This is a genomic window from Methanofollis sp., assembly GCF_028702905.1.
GTDB lineage: Archaea > Halobacteriota > Methanomicrobia > Methanomicrobiales > Methanofollaceae > Methanofollis.
Genome location: NZ_JAQVNX010000044.1, coordinates 1 through 16,401 on the forward strand (window position 1 = coordinate 1; position 16,401 = coordinate 16,401).

Here is a 16,401-nt window from a genome sequence, read left to right on the forward strand (position 1 = left end):
TCAGAAACATATGATATCTATGGTGTCACCCGCCACCAGCTCTTCTTCAATGAAGCGATCCCCTACACCTCGCACAACTCCTGTGCGGTCGTCCACCTCCCCGACGCAGGGAAGGCCGACATCCCGGAGATCTTCGAGACGACGCGGGAGATCATGCTCGGAGACTTCGTCGAGGGGAGCGACCCCGGCCTTGCGGTCGCCGCGGCAGATCAGGTCTCCCCCGCCCTCGTCGCCTTCGGAAAGGACGCAAAGTGCACCGTTCTCACCCAGGAGAAGGCGCGGACCCTTGCAGCAAACCTCGGCATCAGGCTCGAAGGGCTCGGCGGCACCGAGGACGGCGTGATCGGGTGCATGGCCGGGATCGGGCTTGCCTCCACAGGGAACGACGGGAGGTTCCTTCAGGTCGGCCGGGTCAGAGAGATCACGGGCCCCGCAGAGGCAGACGCCCTCCTCGGCGCAGGCATCGACGGCATATGCGCCCTTGACGGCAGGCCGGTCAACGGCGGGACCATCTGGTGCAAGGACGGCAAGTCTGTCAAGCCCTGCGCCGTCGGCGGCAGGGCCATCCTCTATGTCGAAGAGAAGGACGGACAGTTCTGGGGAGTAAAGAGAGACTGACATGGAGTTCAGGACGCGGGTCATCGCCGGTTTCGCCTTTCTGGCCGCTATCGCCGCCCTTGCAATGGCAGTCCAGATCATGGCAGAGTCCCTCTGCATGACCGATGACGAGACACCGCTCCCGATTATCTCGTCACAGATGACCTTCACGCGGTCCGACTTCATGTACGGCCCGGCAGAATACAGGCCGTACGCCCGTCCCCTCTCCCTGAACACCCTGACAGGCAACCCCGACGACCAGTGGTACCTCATGTGCGTCATGCTGAACGAGACGCCGCAGGGGGGCAACCCCTTCCTCTTCAAAATACAGTCTGTCGCCATCGACTACAATTTCACCGACCTCGCCGGCACGGCCGCCTTCTCCGTCTACGGGGCGCGGCCCTTCGGCGGGGCGGCATGGACGAACAGGCAGGAGGGCTATGGCACATGCGGGTATCTCGTTCGGGGCACGGCCGACGTCGGTGACGGCATGCCCTGGACAGTACCCCTGAAGACAGGCAACCCGACCACGGTCCGCCTCTCCAATACCCACGGCCTCGGCCCCGACGAGATCCCGACCGGCACTGTCACCTTCTGGTTCGAGAAGGACGGCAGCGGTCTCGACGCCATTCATATCACGACCGACCCGGCGCAGAAAAAGGGCGGGGTCACGCGCGACGCCCCACAGGCCGGGAGGTTCTACCTCACCCACACGGGCGGCAGCGCCGTCGGGTCGGTCTACCTCCTCATCGCGGTGGATTGCCCCCAGCCTGAGACCTTCTCCCTGAAACTCACGACACAATATGCGGAGGCGGCATAATGACTTTAAAAAACCCCTACTTCTCCCTGTATGAGACCGCCCTCCTCTCCCTCTGCGGGGCGTTCGTCTTCGTCGCCAAGACGATAATCAAGATCCCCCTCCACTTTCCCGGCCACTCCGGGATCTTCATCGCGATCCCCTTCATCATCGGTGCCGGGCTCGTCAAAAAACCGGGGGCGGCCACATATATCGGGCTGATCGCCGGCCTCCTTTTCTCCTTCTTCGGCCTTGAGCCGCTCCACCTCTTCGACGTCTTCAAGTATGTGGCGATGGGTCTTGTCGTCGACGCCGTCTCCGTCCTCTTCGCCTTCCGCATGGAAAACCCGGCCGTCGGTTTCATCGCCGGGGCGGCCGGCAACATTGCGAAGATGGCGGTGAACTACAGCGTCCACATCCTCCTCGGTGTCCCGGCCACCTTCATCATCCTTGGCATCGGCATATCCTCGGTGACTTTCCTGGTCTGCGGCGGGATCGGCGGGGCGATCGGCGCCCTTGTCATCGGCCGCCTTCTCAGGGCCGGAGTGATCGGAGGCCATGGGCCCTGACGCGATCCTCATCGAAGGACTCTCTGTCTCCTATCCGCCGGACAGGTCGGGGCAGGAGAGGCAGGCGCTCAAGGGCGTCTCCCTTGCCGTCAGGGAGGGGGAATTCGTCCTCCTTGCCGGCCCCTCGGGATCGGGCAAGTCCACCCTGCTGCGGTGCATCAACGGCCTCATCCCCCACTCGCACCGGGGGACGGCAGAGGGCCGGGTCGTCGTCCGCGGCCGCGAGGTGAGGGACTGCCGCGTCTGCCGCCTTGCCCCTGAGGTCGGGACGGTATTCCAGGACCCCGACCACCAGCTCTTCACCGCCGGTGTCGAGGCCGAACTCGCCTTCGGACTCGAACAGATGGGCCTCTCCCACCCGGAGATGGAGGCACGGATCAGTCGTGCGGCCGGGACGATGGGAATCGGCCACCTCCTGAAGAGGGATGTGGACGCCCTCTCCTGGGGGGAGAAGCAGCGGGTGGCGATCGCGGCGGTCCTCGCTATGGAGCCCTCCATCCTCCTCCTCGACGAGCCCACATCAGGGCTCGACGCCGACGCCGCCCGGAGGCTTGTCGCAGTCCTCTCCCGACTGAACAGGGAGAGGGGCCTGACCATCGTCGTCGCGGAGCACCGCACCGCCCCATTCCTCCGGGTCTGCACCCGTGTCGTCGGCATCAGGGACGGGACGGTCGTCTCCGACGGCACACCCGCGGCATATGCCGGACCCCGGCAGGAGGAACTCACGGTCGGCACCGCACCCGGCGCCGGAACCCCCCTCCTCGCCTTCGAAGGGGTGACCTATGCCTATCCCGGGCAGGACCATCCAGCCATCGACGGCGTGACCTTCGGCATCGGTGCCGGCGAGATCGTCCTCCTCACCGGGCCGAACGGTTCAGGAAAGAGCACGCTCCTGCGGCATGCGAACGGACTCCTCAGGCCGAACAAGGGGAAGGTCGTCGTGAACGGTCGGGAGACAAATACCCTCACTGTGGCCGAGGCCGCCCGCTCTGTCGGGCTCCTCGCCCAGCACGCCGACACCCAGCTCTTCGCGGAGACGGTCAGGGACGAGATCGCCTTCGCACCGGAAAACCTCGGATATACGCCGGAAAGAATCGGGCACTGCATGGACGGGGCGCTGAAGATACTCGGCCTCGAAGTGCTCGGGACGGAGACGCCGCCCCTCAACCTCTCGGTCGGGGAGAAGCAGCGTGTCGCCATCGCAAGCATCCTTGCCATGGACACGCCTGTCCTCGTCCTGGACGAACCGACGCTCGGCCTCGACCCTGCACGCAAGGCCGAACTCTCAACCCTGCTCAGGAAACGTGCCGGCGCCGGGTGTGCAGTCCTCGTCGCCACCCACGACCCCGAGTTCGCCGCACTCTGCGGCGGCAGGAGGGTCGCTCTCAGGGGGGGACGGGTTGTGGCGGATGGAGACGAAGGATGACAAAAAAAGGCGTCTTTTTCATGCCGGGAAACACCTGGCTCCACCGCCTCGACCCGGCGACAAAAACGGCGGCCCTGGTCATCGTCAGTGCGACGGCACTCCTCACCGAGGAACCCCTCCCCGTCTTCGTCCTCTGCGCGGGCATCGTTCTCATCGCCGTACTCTCCCGCCTGATCAGGCCGTTCGTACGGTCGCTCCGCTTCCTGGCTCCCCTCTTTCTTTTCGTCCTGGTCATCGACGCCTTCTTCCCCCGCGTCATTTCCGGCGCGGTCTACTTCACCGCAGATATCGGGCCCCTCCAGGTAACCCTCTCAGAAGGTGGCATCCTCTTCGCCCTTGCAATGGGCCTCCGCCTCCTTTCCATCGGCGGCTACTCGTTCCTCTTCATCATGACGACGCCCTTCTCAGAATTTGTCGGGAGCATGCGCTCCCTCGGCCTCCCGAACACCCTCGCCTTCTCCTTGGGCTATGCCCTCCGCTCCATCTCGGCCCTCACCGCGGACATCGCCGGGATCATGGACGCCCAGAGGTCGCGGGGCCTTGAATTCGACAGGGGAAATCTGCTGGAAAACAGGCACAAGATCCTGGCGCTCTTTGTCCCGGCGACAGTCTCGGTCCTTTCACGGGCGCGGCAGGTCTCGGAGGCGATGGAGTGCCGGGGATTCGGCTGCACAGACCGCCCGACGCGGTACGGCAGGAGGAGCGTCACACGGGAGGACGCATACCTTATTCTGCTCGTCCTCGTCTACGCCGCCCTCGCGGCTGTCCTCTCATGAACCCTTCCTCTCCATGCAGGCATTGAGGACATCATCCATGAGGCTGAGCGAACCCTCGATCCCGGCAAGGGTGCGGGCCCTCAGGCGGACCCGCCCGCGCTGCGGGAAGGTGATCCCGACATAGGGGACGTCGGGGGCGACGGCGTGCTCGAAGGACGACCCCAGGATCAGGCCCGGCTCGGTCTCCAGGATCATGTCCCTGATCGCGTCGAGGGAGGTGACCGCACCCTCGCCGTTCCGCGGGGCATTGACGACGACCTCGGCGTCGAGATAATGGACGAGCGCGTCGGAGACGAAGGCGGTATATGCCGCCTCCCCGAAGACAGCGACAGTCGGCGGGTCAGAGCGGGAGAGGAACTTGTCGGAGGCGCGGCCGATCCTCTCCTCCGCGGTGTCGGCTTCGTCGAGCACGGCACCGACATCGAGGCCGCGGAGATCGGCGAGGCTCTCGAAGGCCGCTTTTGTCGCGGGGATGCCGAGGAGGGATCCGACCGGCGTGCCTATCCCGGACGCAAGGCCCGGGTTGGTCTGGAGGACGGTCGAACCGCACCGGCGGAGACTGTCGAGAGGGCCGGCGGCTATGGTAGCGGCGACTGTCCCCCCGGCCGCGCCGACCAGCCTTTCGGCCTCCAGCAGGTTCCCCCGCCAGAAGGGGTCGATCGGGTTCAGTCCGTCAATGGTGATCCCTGTTTCGCCGGGATCGACGGCCGGGGCAAGGGCGGCGACCGCCCGGCGGTACCCCTCTTCCATGCCACCCGCAAACCCCGGACTGTCGACGACAAACGCCTCCATCCCCTCAAGGGCCTTTCCGATGTCCTCTCCCATCACGGCAGGGACGCAGCTCTGGACCACCGCCACCGGCCTGCCATTACCCGCGATCTCGCCGACCACCCGGCGCAGGCGCTCCTCGGCCCCGAAAATCACTTCCTCCTCCATGATGAGGGTGGCATGGATGGGCGTCTGGAGAAGAGAGGCCGGATAGAAGTAACAGCCAGAAGAACCGTGGATCACCACGTCAAGGCCGGAAAAGCCGGAAAGACAGGACGCGGCGCCGCACATCGCGCAGGGCCAGACCGGGTTTGAGCAGAGACGTTCAGGCATGGATCTGCCTCCTCCAGCGGTGGAGCAGGCGCCTGATTCCAGCCGTCCCGACCGGCGGGCTGTACGGCAGGGCGAGGCCGGCACCGCCTGTGTCCTCCTTCAGGTCGAGCGCCTCCATCACCCGGCGCACCGGGGCATATTCCAGCGCATGAAGGGTCATGGGACCGGGAGAAAAGGCCGCCCCCCTCATGTCGGCAAAGGAGGCAAGCATCTCATCCTGCCTCTCCTCCTCCGCGGCGACGGCATCGTCCGACGGCACGCCGAGAGCAGAACCTGCTTCCTTCAGGAAGCTGATGCTCCCCTCCATCCCGATGGGAAAGGAGGGGATGTACGGCGTGCCGAAACGCTTCTTCAATGTCTCGCCGACAGGGGCGAGGGCCGGCTCCCTGAGAATGTTCAGCCGCCCGGCCCCAAGCGTCGCAAGGTCGGCGAACCGCACCGCCCGCACAAAGCGCAGGCCGACATCGACACCAAGGGCGGCAAGGAGCCTTTCAACTTCCCTGTAGTTCTCCTCGACCTCGAACTCCAGGTTCTTCTCCCCGATGATCGTCACTGTCCCTGACATGGCCGTCGCCGGACCCGCCGCACCGGCAAGGGCCGTCAGGGCCGCATGAAGACCATCCGTAAAGACCCCTCCGAGAAAACCGGCCGTCGGCACTGGTATGACAGGCACGCCAAAGTCGGCGGCACAGACAGAGGCGACATCGTCCCCGATCGTCCCGGCGATGCAGGTCGTGAGGACAAAGACCGCGGCCGCACCGTTGTCGGCCGCCCGCCTGACCGTCCTCTCCAGCGCCTCCTCCCCGCCGAAGATGATATCACGCTCGCCCAGATCGGTGGAGACCACAGACGGGAGGCGCAGACAGCCCTGGTCGGCCATGACAGCATGGAGCAGGGAAAAATTGTGGTGGGCGCATCCGGCAGGGCCGTGCATGATGGTGACGGCGTCCTCTACCTGTGTCGTGACCGAGAGGGCCCCGGTGAGGGTGCAGCCCTCATACCGGCGTGAACTGGAGGGCGAGGTCTTCAAGTTCATCCATCTCAAGGGGTGTCGGTATCGAACTCCGGGTGTTTGCCGCCACCTGTGCGGCAAGACTCCGGTAGACGGCGGCCTGCTCCGATGCAGGGGCATACTCCATCACCGTCTGCCTGTGGATCTCGGCAAGCTGCACGGTCCGGGACCGTGGGATATAAGCGACCATCTCAGAGTTGATCCGCCGGGCAAACTCACGGACAAGCTCCTCCTCGCCCTCGGTGTTCTTCGCGTTGCAGATGACCCCGGCGAGGCTGCACGAACTCCGCGACCTTTTCGAGAGGCGGGTGATCGCCCGGGCAATATTGTTGGCGGCGTACAGGGACATCAGCTCCCCTGACGTGACAAGGTAGACCTCCTGCGCATATCCCTCCCGCATCGGCATTGCAAACCCGCCGCAGACGACGTCACCGAGGACGTCATAGACGATCATGTCGCCTTTCAGGGCCCCGAGACGTTCGAGGAGCTGGAAGGTAGCGATGATCCCCCGGCCGGCGCAGCCGATGCCGGGCTCGGGGCCGCCGGCCTCGACGCACCTGACACCCGCATACCCGGTAAAGACCACCTCGTCGGGGGTGATCTCGCCTTCGCCCCGCTCCCTGACAAGGTCGAGGACGGTCGGTATCCATGCCCCGTGCATCAACATCCTGGTAGAATCGTGCTTCGGGTCGCAGCCGATCTGCAGGACGTCGAGGCCGGCCTCTCCAAGGGCCGCGGAGAGATTTGCCGACGTGGTGGATTTGCCGATCCCTCCCTTGCCGTACAGGGCGATCTGTTTCATCCTTCTTTCATGGGCCTGCATCAGATATATAGTGCGTTGGTTTTAACACAAATTACCTGGATGTTATCCCGGAATTGATCAGAACTCTTGTCATGGTGATGGAATGATTCGCCTTCGGCTCTGGAAAAATCCTGTTCTGGTGCCTGTTCCGGGGGTTTTTACCCCCCGGTCCCCCCACCATTAGGATAGGAGAGTGGATGGCAGACCCCTTCACGATCGAATCTACCCTTCCCGGGTTCTATCCTGTTTTCAGGGGTCCGGGGGCGTCAGTCCCCCGGTGGAGAATGGGGGGAAGGCGGGGGGTTCACACCCTTCGCCAGAGAATCCAGGGGAACATCTACCCAGACATGAGATTTCTCCATAACCAAATGAACACGAGTTTTGAGATAACCTCATGAAAAACATCAGATATGGTTTCAAAGAACCGCTTGAAAATCCGTTTCATGGGCAATTCTCCAGAGCCATGCATGCAGTGATATGGAAAATGAACGAGATTTCCGGGATGACCTCTCAGTCGAAGCCCTTGACAATGCCGACGAAGAGGACGAGCACCGGCACAATCTCCAGCCTCCCGAACCACATCAGGAAGATGAATACCCATTTTGTGGGGAGGTTCATATCGGGATTGACAAAACCGGTGGAGATCCCGTTGTTGCAGAAGGCAGAGGTGATCTCGAAGATGACATTCGAGGACTCGAAGGAGGTCTGAGGCTCGAAGTGGAGGACGGCAACAGTGCAGAGAAAGATTGTCAGGAAGTACATGATGATGATGAGCATGTTCTTCGAGACCTCCACCTCGGCGATGTTCTTCTGCACCGTCCGTCCCTCGTGCCTGAAGGGAATAATTGCCTTGCCGGAGACGAAGATCCGCCTGAACCACCAGAGCAGACTCTCCAGACCGAGGAGGACACGGGAGATCTTGAGGCCACCGGCGGTCGAGCCCGACGAACCCCCGATCAGCACCAGGATGATCAGAAAGAGGGTTGTTACCGGGGGCCAGAGGTTGGGAGAAGCCGTCTGGAAACCTGTACTCGATATCCCGGCCGCCGCCATGAATATCCCCCGGCGCATCGCGGTCAAAAGGTCGGTACCGGTGAGGACGAAGAGGTCGAGGGTGAGGACGACAAAACCGCTGAGGGCGAGGATCAGGAGAGTGACGGCCTGACGGTCCCCGAAGACGCTGAATGTCCTGTGATGATACATCAGGTAATAGAGTTTGAAGGGCATGGCTCCGGCGAGCATCACGACCACGAGGGAGAGTTCGAGAAGGACGTTGTTGTAGTCTGATATGCCCCCTGACGTGACCGAGAAACCGCCGGTGGCGATCGCCGTCAGGGTCAGGTTCACCGCGTCCCAGACGGGCACGCCCGAGAGGAGGACGAGCCCGAAAGAGAGGAGGGTGATGATGATATAGATCCGCCACATGGCCATGCCGGTGCCGACGACGCTCGGCATGAATGCCTCGGAGCGTGCTTCAGAGCGGTACAGCCCGCGCTGGACAAGGCCTGACCTGCTGGCGAGGGCGACGGTGAAGGCGACGATCCCGATGCCGCCGAGCCACTGCATGAATGAACGCCAGAAGAGGAGGGTTTTCGGGGCGGCGCCGACATCGGGGAGGAGGGTCAGGCCTGTATCAGTCCAGCCAGACATCGCCTCGAAGATGCTGTCTGTCACCGACATGTGCAGGCCGATAATGAAGGGGACCGATCCGATCAATGCCGAGATGAGCCAGATCAGGGCGACTGCCATCAGCGCAACGGAGAGGCGCGGCTCCCGCGCCGGCCGCGGCACCTGCGCAAGCAGGCTGCCGACGATGATGAAGAGGAGAGGGACCAGGCCCATCGGGACAAACATCTCCCATTCCGAGTAGGCGACGGTGACGATGAGGGGGATGGCGGCTATCAGGCCCATGAACCTCAGGATCTTCCCCATATCCCCGGAGACGCTGGAGAAATACTCGAATCGGTCCATTGATTACAGATCTCTGCTCTGGAGGACTTATCCTTTTCTTATCCTGTGCGTTGTGTATCCCCCTGCAGCACGAACCAGCGGTTGAGGATCCGCCAGGCAAGGATGAGTTCGGCAACCTCGCCGGCGGTGACGTACTGCCGGTCGCAGTAGACCCTGATGCCCTCGGCCTTTGTCTGCCGTCCGAGGATCCTCGCCAGTCTCCTGATTGCCGAGTGGTTGATCTCGCCGTCGAAGGTGAGGGCGCTCATCTCCTGACCGTCGACGTTTGATATCCCGTACTCGAGGAGAAAGGGCCGGTCAGAGAGCGTGAGGAGTTCCCCGAGATCGATGGAGAGCCCGATCTCCATCATCTGCCGGATAAGTTTTTTCTGGAGCACCGTGACCCGGTAGATATTCCGCACCTCGCTTGCCTCCGCACCGTAGCCCGAATAGGCGATCCTCACCACCGCATCCACGAAGCGGCGTTGCGGGGCGATATACCGCGCATAGTCGGGCTCCCGCTCCTTCATCTCGGCAAGGACCTCCTCTCTCGCGTACCCCCGCCCTTCCATATCACGGCGCAGTTTCCAGAGTCTTTTGACGCACGGGTCAGGGTCCACGAAGATGGAGACATCAATGAGGTCGCGCAGGTCGGCGGTGAAGAAGGTATGGAGGCCTTCGAGGATGAGCACCTTCGAGGGCCGGAAAGGCACCGGTCGGTCGAAAGTCCCGTTGTCATGGTTGTAGACCGGTTTCATGATGCCCTCGCCACGTTTCAGGGCCCGGATATGGTCTGCCAGCAGGTCGAGGTCGTTCGCCTCGGGGATGAGGGGGGTGATCCCCCGTTTACGCCGTTCCTCCCGGTCATAGCGATGATAGTCGTCGAGGGTAATGGTGGAGACAAGGTCTTCGCCGAGGATCTCCCTGATCGCACGGGTGAAGGTCGTCTTCCCCGACCCGCTGTCGCCTGCGACGCCGATGACGAAGACTGAAGAGGAAGCGGCGATCCTCTCCCTGAATACGGGGGTGTCCATCGATCTGCAGAGGTGGGGCCGGGGAGTTAAAGGTTGCGAAAGGTGAAGGAGAGGGGTTCTGTTAAGACCTTCGCACAGAGTAAGGTTTCTTCCTGCGATTCGCAGGGACGCAGATCCACCACATTCCCCCCACCATTTTGCCGGGGGACTACGCCCCCGCACAGCGAAAATCAAAGATTTTCTCGAACTCACTATCGCTCGCACCTCGAAGACTCCGTCTTCTCATGCTCACTTCGTTCGCACCCCGCTCAGGATTGGTCCGGGGAAGAGTGAACACGATATCCAGCGGAGGGAGCCAGTCCGCCCCCTATCCTAATGGTGGGGGGACCGGGGGGCAGAGCCCCCCGGGGGAGATACACAGACACTACCTTCCCCACTAGTTTCCCCACTGGTCCCCCAGAAAACTCTAGGTTAAGGCGGGGGATTGACACTTCATCTCATAGGATCAGGCGGATGAATCAATCCGAGGAGGAGAGTTCTACAGAGTTGATCTGTCGAACTCGCTCGCACTCGCCAGTGGGTGAAGGCGGCGTGTCGGCACTCATTCCGTTGAACGCGGCAATTGTCCTGGACCGACATAGGAGAATCTCTCCGATCCGCACCATCTAAAAAAAAAGATCGAGAGCCGCTCAAGAAACCATTTCCAGAGCGGTCCCACGACAAATTATTTCCTGTTCGTCCAGAGACCGTGGATATTGCAGTAGATCCGGGTCTTTGCATTGACGTCGTCGACCGGGAAGACGGCCTCGGGGGCGTCGCCGGGCTTGAGCTTGTGGACATAGAGCTTGCGCCCCTTCCGCACCTCGACCCACTCGATATAGTGCTTCTCCTCCATCGGGTGCGGGACGCCGCCCACCTTCACCCTGATCCCTGTCTCCGTCTTCTCAAGGACTGGAACGTGCTTCTCCTTCCCGACGTCGGCGGTCTTCTCCTCCATCTTCACCATCGGCACTCCGCAGCAGACCAGCTGCCCGTCGCCGGCATGTGCGATCTTCGCGACATTCCCGCACTTTTCACATTTATAAACGTCCAGCAGTTCGGTCATCCGTGATCCTCCCCTCTACGGTTTGGTCACTATGCCCTCATGCTTCTTAACAATTGTGTCGGCGAGGTCGACGAGCGCGGAAAGGTCCTCCGGTCCGGGATAACCACGGACATAGACGGGATCGATCATCTCGGCCTTGAGGGGGGCGAGGGTGTCGGTGAGGTACTGGACGGTCCTGCCGCCCCAGCCAAAGGAGCCGATGACCGAGACGAACTTCGCCTTCGGCTTCAGGGCGCCGAGGAGATAAGCCACATGGACGGCCGTCGGGTGCGGGCCGAAGAGGACGGTCGGCGCTGCAAAGACGATCGTCGCCGCGTCGACAGATGTCATCGCCACCTCGCCGAGGTCTGCCCGCGTCAGGTCATAGGGCCGCACCTCGACCCCCCGCTCGATGAGGGCGTCGGTGAAGAACGAGACCATCTTCGCCGTGCTCCCGTGCATCGAAACGTACGGGATCAGAACGAGGTTCTTCACGGCGTCCGAGGTCCAGTCTTCATAGGCGTCCAGGATGAGCGAGGGGTCGCGGTACAGCGGGCCGTGGCTCGGGGCGATGATCGCCACATTTCTCTCGGCCGCCTTCTGCATCGCCGCCTTCACGCTCGTCCTGAAGGGCATCATGATCTCGGCGTAGTAGCGTTTCGCCGCGTGGTAGACGGTCGCGAAATCTTTCACGAAGAGTTCGCTCGTGGCGAGATGGGACCCGAAGAGGTCGCAGGAGAAGAGGATACCGTCCTCCTTCTCGAAGGTGAGCATCGTCTCGGGCCAGTGGACCCAGGGCGCGACAAGGAACTCAAGCGTCTTTCCGCCGAGGTCGAGAGTGTCGCCGTCCTTCACCATCTGGATCCTCTCGGGCGGGACCTGCAGGAGGCGGTCGAGGAGGTCGCAGCATTTCTCGTCAGCGATGACAGTCGCCCCGGGGAACATCTCCAGGAGGAGAGGCAGGGTGCCTGAGTGGTCCTGCTCGGCGTGGTTGATGACGATGTAGTCCAGGGACGACATGCCGAGCTTCATCAGGTTCTTCAGGATGTCTTCCTCGAACTTCGGGTCGACAGTGTCGATGAGTGCGGTCTTCTCCGTCCCCCTGACCACGAAGGCGTTGTAACTCGTCCCCTCAGGGGTGCCGATCAGGGCGTCGAAGAGCCGCAGATCCCAGTCGACGGCACCAACCGAGTAGACATCAGGCACAATCTCCCGTACGGCCATGTCATGCCACCGGTTTGAATTTTGTCTTCGCAGCCCCGCAGACCGGGCAGATCCAGTCGTCGGCAAGGTCTGCAAATGCAATGCCCGCTTCGATCTTCTGTTTCGGTTCCCCCTTTGCCGGGTCATAGACATGACCGCAGATCATACACTGATATTTTTCCATAGTCTCTCCTCACTCAGCCTTTTCCTCTATAAGTCTTCGCCTTATGGCAGAAATAACACCCGGAGTGTCCCCGAAGGGACCGAACCCCTCTCACTCGTCCATCCGGACAAAGTTGCTCTTCTGTGCACCGCAGACCGGGCAGACCCAGTCTTCGGGGAGGTTGTCAAAGAATGTTCCGGGAGCAATCCCACCATCGGGATCTCCCTTTTCCGGGTCATAGATATACCCGCAGACCATGCACTGATACTGATCCATAGGTCACCAGTGAAGAACTGGCGCCTTTTCTCATATAGTTTTACCGAATGATGCAGCGAAACCTCAGATCAGGAGCAGCCACCCGGTGTAGACCGTTGCCTGGAGGAGGGTGAGCGGCAGGCCGATCTTCATGAAACCAAAGAAGTCCAGGGTGGCCCCCCGCCTTTCGGCACCCTGCACGATGATGACGTTGCTTGCCGCCCCGGCAATCGTCAGGTTCCCGGCGATGGTGCTCCCGGCCGCGAGGGCGAGCATCCCTACATCCCCTGTCCCGGCATTGGTGAGGATGGGGAGGGCGAGAGCGACGAAGGGGACATTGGATATGAACTGGCTGAGGACTATGCCCGCAGCAATGATCATCGGGATAGAGGGTGCGGCCTCGCCGGCACCTGCCATCAGGTCGGTGAGGGCGCCGCTTTCCCGCACGCCGGCCATGACGACGAAGAGGGCGGCGAAGAAGACGAGTGTCGCCCAGTCGACTTTCCTCACGAGTTCAGTCCTGCGGGGAGAGAGGACCAGGAGGGGGACGGCGGCGGCGACGGCGATGGCAATGAGAGGGATGTCGGTTCCGGGTGCGACCGCGAAGATGACAATCTTTGCGATGATCAGGGCGACGACGACGATAAGGGAGGTCCGGGCAAGTGTCGTGAGGTCGGGGTCTCCGATACACGCGGGCGGCGCGGGGGCGTCGAGACTTTTTCCCCACTCTTCCCTGAAGGCGACGAAGAGAACGGCGCAGACAAGAAGGAGAGCAAGGACGGTCGGCGGCGCAAGGGCGATGAGGAACGCCGTGAGCGGGTCGGCAAAACCCCCCTTCGTGGCGACCAGGAGGTTCTGCGGGTTCCCGATCGGGCTTGCGGCGCTCCCTGTCGTTACGGCAAAGGCAAGGGCAAGGAGAAGAGCCTGCGACCGGATCCCGTACCGCACCGCATACCCGAGGACGAGAGGTGTCCCGATGACGGCGAGAGTGTCGTTCATCAGGAGAGCGGAACCGATACCGGCAAAGAGAACGAGAAGGACGATGAGGCCCCCCGCCGTTTTTGCACGGCCGAGGAGGGCCGTGCTCAGGGTGGAAAGGTAGCCGCTCTCCTCCAGGGCGACGCCGATGAGGAACATGCAGAAGAGGAAGATCATGACATCGGGATCGATCGCCTGAAGTGCCGACACCGGGCTGACCGAGCCTGAAAGGAGCATGGCGACCGCTCCGCCGAGCATGATCTGCCAGATGGAGATCCTGACGCCGAGGGTCTGCCTGAAGGCGATGAGGAGGAAGACGGCACCGACGATGACGAGGGTGATGTGCGTGAAAAAGGGTATTTTTCTCTCTATATCTCCCTTCCGGCAGGTTCAGGGGTTGAGGGTCCAGACCGCCCAGGTGAGGTAGGCGGCAAAACTCACCCAGAGGAGGTACGGCAGGAGGAGCCAGGCGGCCGTTTTCGAGACGCGGGCCGAGAGGACGATGGTGGCGAGGACCGCACCCCAGAGGAGAATGATCTCAAGAAACCCGAGAAGGGGCGACTGCAGGCCGAAGAAGAGGACCGACCAGAGGACGTTGAGCGCGAGCTGCACCCCGAAGGCGAGGAGGGCAGCCCTGACCTCGGGCCGCTCCGTCCCCTCCCGCCAGACGAGAAAGAGCGAGATACCCATCAGGATGAAAAGGATCGTCCAGACAGGGCCGAAGACCCAGGCAGGCGGGTTCAACGGGGACTTCGCGAGCCCGGCGTACCAGCCGGGTATCTGCGGCGCCGTGAAGATCGAACCTGCAAAGCCGGCAAGGAGGGTCAGGGCGACCGAGACGACGAGGCGGACGGGATCGGAGAGGGTGGCCATGAGGGAGGATCGTCATCCCCCTATATGAGTGTTCATCAGAGGGGGAGACCGAGGATGGAGAAGACCCCGATCATCCGCAGGCCGATATAGGTGGTGAGCACGACAAACACGCCCTTCAGGAGCCGCACTGGCATGCGGTGGGAGATGAGGGCCCCCACCTGCGCCGCCGGGATGCTCGCCGCGGCCAGCACTGCGGCCTGGAAGAAGTCCGCGTAGCCGACAGCAAGGGGCGGGAGGCCGGCGACTCCCTGCCCGAGGACCATGTACGTGACAAGACCGCCGCTGGCGGCTGCGAGCATCACGACCGTCGAGGTCGCGACGGCGCGGTGCATCGGGAAGCGGAGAACCACGGTGAGGATCGGAACCAGGATGACGCCACCGCCGATGCCTGCAAGGCCGGAGACCAGGCCGACCGGGACGCCCCAGAGGAGGTACCGCGTCTCCGGGACCGCCGGCACCTCCGCACTCTCCGGAGGGGCGAAGAAGGTGCGTGCCCCGGCGGCGAGGACGACAAGGCCGAAAAAAGTCTCAAGAGGCGCGGCAGGGAGGAGCGTGGCAAGCCATGCGCCGAAGACCGCCGCAGGCAGGGCCGCAGCACCAAGGAGCGCCCCCGCCCGCCAGACGACGGCGCCCTTCCGGTGGTGGCCGACGGCACTGCTCAGGGCGGTGGGGAGGATGACAGCGAGGCTCGTTGCAAAGGCGAGCCTGAGAGCGACCTCGTCCGAGTAGCCTGATGCGGAATATAGCCAGAACTGCACCGGGACCATAATGAAGCCGCCGCCCACGCCAAGCATGCCGGAGAGAAGGCCGGCAGAGACGCCGATCAGCACCAGCACAAGAAGGGGAAGGAGGTCGATCATGCTCTCCTACACCTGTTGCATCTCCCTGTACATAGTGTTCGGCACAGACCGATCCCTTCGCGTAAAAAAGGTATTGTCCGGCATGTGGGAACAGGACCGGGGAGTTGTCATAACGCCGCATGAAAATTGTTCTGAGGAGTTCGTCTGGTCGACGTGCCTTCCCGCACGCTCGCGCCGGGGGCGCTGCCCCCGGGCCCCCGGAATTGTGATGGGACGGGGAAGGCAGAGGGCAAACCTTTCTGAAGGTGGTTTTGTTCTCTCTATCTCCATCATGGGGTGCTCGTTGAGGGTCAAAACCCCATGAAAACCCGGAGAACGAATCTTCTGGATCATTTTCATGGTAATTCCTCCTACATAGGTTGATGGTGTGTGCTGATCCTCTGCCTTCCCGTTCGCCGGGGGACTGACGCCGAAAATCAAAGATTTTCTCGACTCCCTTCGGTCGTTCCCACGGACCCCCGCGCGAGGATTGGTCCCGGGAAGACAGGGCCGGAGTCCTGGATGAGTATGCCATCCCTGCCCCTATCTTAATGGCAGGGGGGATGGGGAGCCCCCTGGACCAGGCACTTCTGAACAGAATTTTCCCCCTATTGCTTCAGGAAGTACTTTCCCGAGAGGGTTTACCATGAAAATGATCCAGACGTTCAATTCTGGAGTTATGGATGAGAATTTGAACACACGGATTTCTCTCATACCCGATATACGGAGAACAAAACCGCCCGCAGAACGATCGGGCTCTCTGCCTTCCTGCCCCTATCTTCGTCCCGGGGGTCCGGGGGCAGCGCCGCCGGCGTGAAAATGTGGGAAGGGGTGATGATCAGGCGTGCCGCCCCGACCGCAGAATCTTCACCGCCATCTCGTACCGGGGGCGTTGCCCCCCGGACCCCCCACGGATGAAGATAGCCGAGGGGCGGCAATTGAACAGTATCCTTCAGGTGCCCTGTTGCAAGGAGAGGAATCAAGTATCCCTCCGCACTCAGGA

Annotated in this window: 17 protein-coding genes; 5 read left to right on the top strand and 12 right to left on the bottom strand. The window is 62.4% G+C overall.

Annotation, left to right across the window (positions count from 1 at the left end; all coding sequences use genetic code 11):
• The 5 genes from PHP59_RS06825 to PHP59_RS06845 form a co-directional block, all read left to right on the top strand.
• A partial coding sequence (locus tag PHP59_RS06825) for an ABC transporter substrate-binding protein (protein ID WP_300165365.1) occupies window positions 1-618 on the top strand: 618 nt, incomplete at its 5' end.
• 1 nt (window position 619) lies between these two features.
• Entirely contained in the window at window positions 620-1,417 is a 798-nt protein-coding gene (locus tag PHP59_RS06830; RefSeq protein ID WP_300165367.1) for a hypothetical protein, read from the top strand.
• The gene (locus PHP59_RS06835) at window positions 1,417-1,962 is read left to right on the top strand and encodes an ECF transporter S component (RefSeq protein ID WP_300165368.1); all 546 of its coding nucleotides are present in this window, start codon (window positions 1,417-1,419) and stop codon (window positions 1,960-1,962) included. The genes PHP59_RS06830 and PHP59_RS06835 overlap by 1 nt, the downstream gene beginning before the upstream one ends.
• The gene (locus tag PHP59_RS06840) at window positions 1,952-3,388 is read left to right on the top strand and encodes an ABC transporter ATP-binding protein (protein ID WP_300165369.1); all 1,437 of its coding nucleotides are present in this window, start codon (window positions 1,952-1,954) and stop codon (window positions 3,386-3,388) included. Before PHP59_RS06835 ends, PHP59_RS06840 begins: the two co-directional genes overlap by 11 nt.
• Window positions 3,385-4,164: an energy-coupling factor transporter transmembrane protein EcfT gene (locus PHP59_RS06845; RefSeq protein ID WP_300165370.1), complete on the top strand. Its 780-nt coding sequence runs from the start codon at window positions 3,385-3,387 to the stop codon at window positions 4,162-4,164. The genes PHP59_RS06840 and PHP59_RS06845 overlap by 4 nt, the downstream gene beginning before the upstream one ends.
• Here the strand turns inward: PHP59_RS06845 and PHP59_RS06850 are convergent.
• From PHP59_RS06850 to PHP59_RS06905, 12 genes are all read right to left on the bottom strand, one after another.
• Entirely contained in the window at window positions 4,159-5,265 is a 1,107-nt protein-coding gene (locus tag PHP59_RS06850; protein WP_300165371.1) for a nitrogenase component 1, read from the bottom strand. The two genes, PHP59_RS06845 and PHP59_RS06850, sit on opposite strands and share 6 nt — an antisense overlap.
• The gene (locus tag PHP59_RS06855) at window positions 5,258-6,301 is read right to left on the bottom strand and encodes a nitrogenase component 1 (protein ID WP_300165373.1); all 1,044 of its coding nucleotides are present in this window, start codon (window positions 6,299-6,301) and stop codon (window positions 5,258-5,260) included. The genes PHP59_RS06850 and PHP59_RS06855 overlap by 8 nt, the downstream gene beginning before the upstream one ends.
• On the bottom strand, window positions 6,261-7,079 hold the full coding sequence (cfbC, locus tag PHP59_RS06860) for a Ni-sirohydrochlorin a,c-diamide reductive cyclase ATP-dependent reductase subunit (RefSeq protein WP_300165375.1): 819 nt from the start codon (window positions 7,077-7,079) through the stop codon (window positions 6,261-6,263). Before cfbC ends, PHP59_RS06855 begins: the two co-directional genes overlap by 41 nt.
• 510 nt (window positions 7,080-7,589) lie before the next feature.
• Window positions 7,590-9,050 carry a potassium transporter TrkG gene (locus PHP59_RS06865; RefSeq protein ID WP_300165377.1) on the bottom strand — a complete coding sequence of 487 codons (1,461 nt, stop codon included), beginning with the start codon at window positions 9,048-9,050 and terminating at the stop codon, window positions 7,590-7,592.
• 38 nt (window positions 9,051-9,088) lie between these two features.
• A complete protein-coding gene (locus tag PHP59_RS06870; RefSeq protein ID WP_300165379.1) occupies window positions 9,089-10,063 on the bottom strand; it encodes a phosphoribulokinase in 975 nt (324 codons plus the stop codon).
• A gap of 664 nt (window positions 10,064-10,727) precedes the next feature.
• Entirely contained in the window at window positions 10,728-11,108 is a 381-nt protein-coding gene (locus PHP59_RS06875) for a desulfoferrodoxin (RefSeq protein WP_300165381.1), read from the bottom strand.
• A 15-nt stretch (window positions 11,109-11,123) separates the two neighbouring features.
• The gene (locus PHP59_RS06880) at window positions 11,124-12,311 is read right to left on the bottom strand and encodes an FprA family A-type flavoprotein (RefSeq protein ID WP_300165383.1); all 1,188 of its coding nucleotides are present in this window, start codon (window positions 12,309-12,311) and stop codon (window positions 11,124-11,126) included.
• A 1-nt stretch (window position 12,312) separates the two neighbouring features.
• Window positions 12,313-12,474, bottom strand: a complete 162-nt coding sequence (locus tag PHP59_RS06885; RefSeq protein ID WP_067049590.1) for a rubredoxin — start codon at window positions 12,472-12,474, stop codon at window positions 12,313-12,315.
• Between the two features lie 90 nt (window positions 12,475-12,564).
• On the bottom strand, window positions 12,565-12,729 hold the full coding sequence (gene rd / locus PHP59_RS06890) for a rubredoxin (RefSeq protein WP_300165386.1): 165 nt from the start codon (window positions 12,727-12,729) through the stop codon (window positions 12,565-12,567).
• 63 nt (window positions 12,730-12,792) lie between these two features.
• A complete protein-coding gene (locus PHP59_RS06895; protein ID WP_366943738.1) occupies window positions 12,793-14,058 on the bottom strand; it encodes an SLC13 family permease in 1,266 nt (421 codons plus the stop codon).
• Between the two features lie 18 nt (window positions 14,059-14,076).
• Window positions 14,077-14,559 carry a TspO/MBR family protein gene (locus PHP59_RS06900; protein WP_300165388.1) on the bottom strand — a complete coding sequence of 161 codons (483 nt, stop codon included), beginning with the start codon at window positions 14,557-14,559 and terminating at the stop codon, window positions 14,077-14,079.
• A gap of 35 nt (window positions 14,560-14,594) precedes the next feature.
• Window positions 14,595-15,419, bottom strand: coding sequence for a sulfite exporter TauE/SafE family protein (locus tag PHP59_RS06905; protein ID WP_300165390.1), 825 nt, complete (start codon window positions 15,417-15,419; stop codon window positions 14,595-14,597).
• Between the last annotated feature and the right edge of the window lie 982 nt (window positions 15,420-16,401).

Coding starts and splice junctions, on each gene's coding strand:
- PHP59_RS06875 (WP_300165381.1), bottom strand. CDS start 11,108: ATGACCGAACTGCTGGACGTTTATAAATGTGAAAAGTGCGGGAATGTC.
- PHP59_RS06845 (WP_300165370.1), top strand. CDS start 3,385: ATGACAAAAAAAGGCGTCTTTTTCATGCCGGGAAACACCTGGCTCCAC.
- PHP59_RS06905 (WP_300165390.1), bottom strand. CDS start 15,419: ATGATCGACCTCCTTCCCCTTCTTGTGCTGGTGCTGATCGGCGTCTCT.
- PHP59_RS06865 (WP_300165377.1), bottom strand. CDS start 9,050: ATGGACCGATTCGAGTATTTCTCCAGCGTCTCCGGGGATATGGGGAAG.
- PHP59_RS06835 (WP_300165368.1), top strand. CDS start 1,417: ATGACTTTAAAAAACCCCTACTTCTCCCTGTATGAGACCGCCCTCCTC.
- PHP59_RS06870 (WP_300165379.1), bottom strand. CDS start 10,063: ATGGACACCCCCGTATTCAGGGAGAGGATCGCCGCTTCCTCTTCAGTC.
- rd (WP_300165386.1), bottom strand. CDS start 12,729: ATGGATCAGTATCAGTGCATGGTCTGCGGGTATATCTATGACCCGGAA.
- PHP59_RS06880 (WP_300165383.1), bottom strand. CDS start 12,311: ATGGCCGTACGGGAGATTGTGCCTGATGTCTACTCGGTTGGTGCCGTC.
- PHP59_RS06850 (WP_300165371.1), bottom strand. CDS start 5,265: ATGCCTGAACGTCTCTGCTCAAACCCGGTCTGGCCCTGCGCGATGTGC.
- PHP59_RS06855 (WP_300165373.1), bottom strand. CDS start 6,301: ATGAACTTGAAGACCTCGCCCTCCAGTTCACGCCGGTATGAGGGCTGC.
- cfbC (WP_300165375.1), bottom strand. CDS start 7,079: ATGAAACAGATCGCCCTGTACGGCAAGGGAGGGATCGGCAAATCCACC.
- PHP59_RS06830 (WP_300165367.1), top strand. CDS start 620: ATGGAGTTCAGGACGCGGGTCATCGCCGGTTTCGCCTTTCTGGCCGCT.
- PHP59_RS06840 (WP_300165369.1), top strand. CDS start 1,952: ATGGGCCCTGACGCGATCCTCATCGAAGGACTCTCTGTCTCCTATCCG.
- PHP59_RS06885 (WP_067049590.1), bottom strand. CDS start 12,474: ATGGAAAAATATCAGTGTATGATCTGCGGTCATGTCTATGACCCGGCA.
- PHP59_RS06900 (WP_300165388.1), bottom strand. CDS start 14,559: ATGGCCACCCTCTCCGATCCCGTCCGCCTCGTCGTCTCGGTCGCCCTG.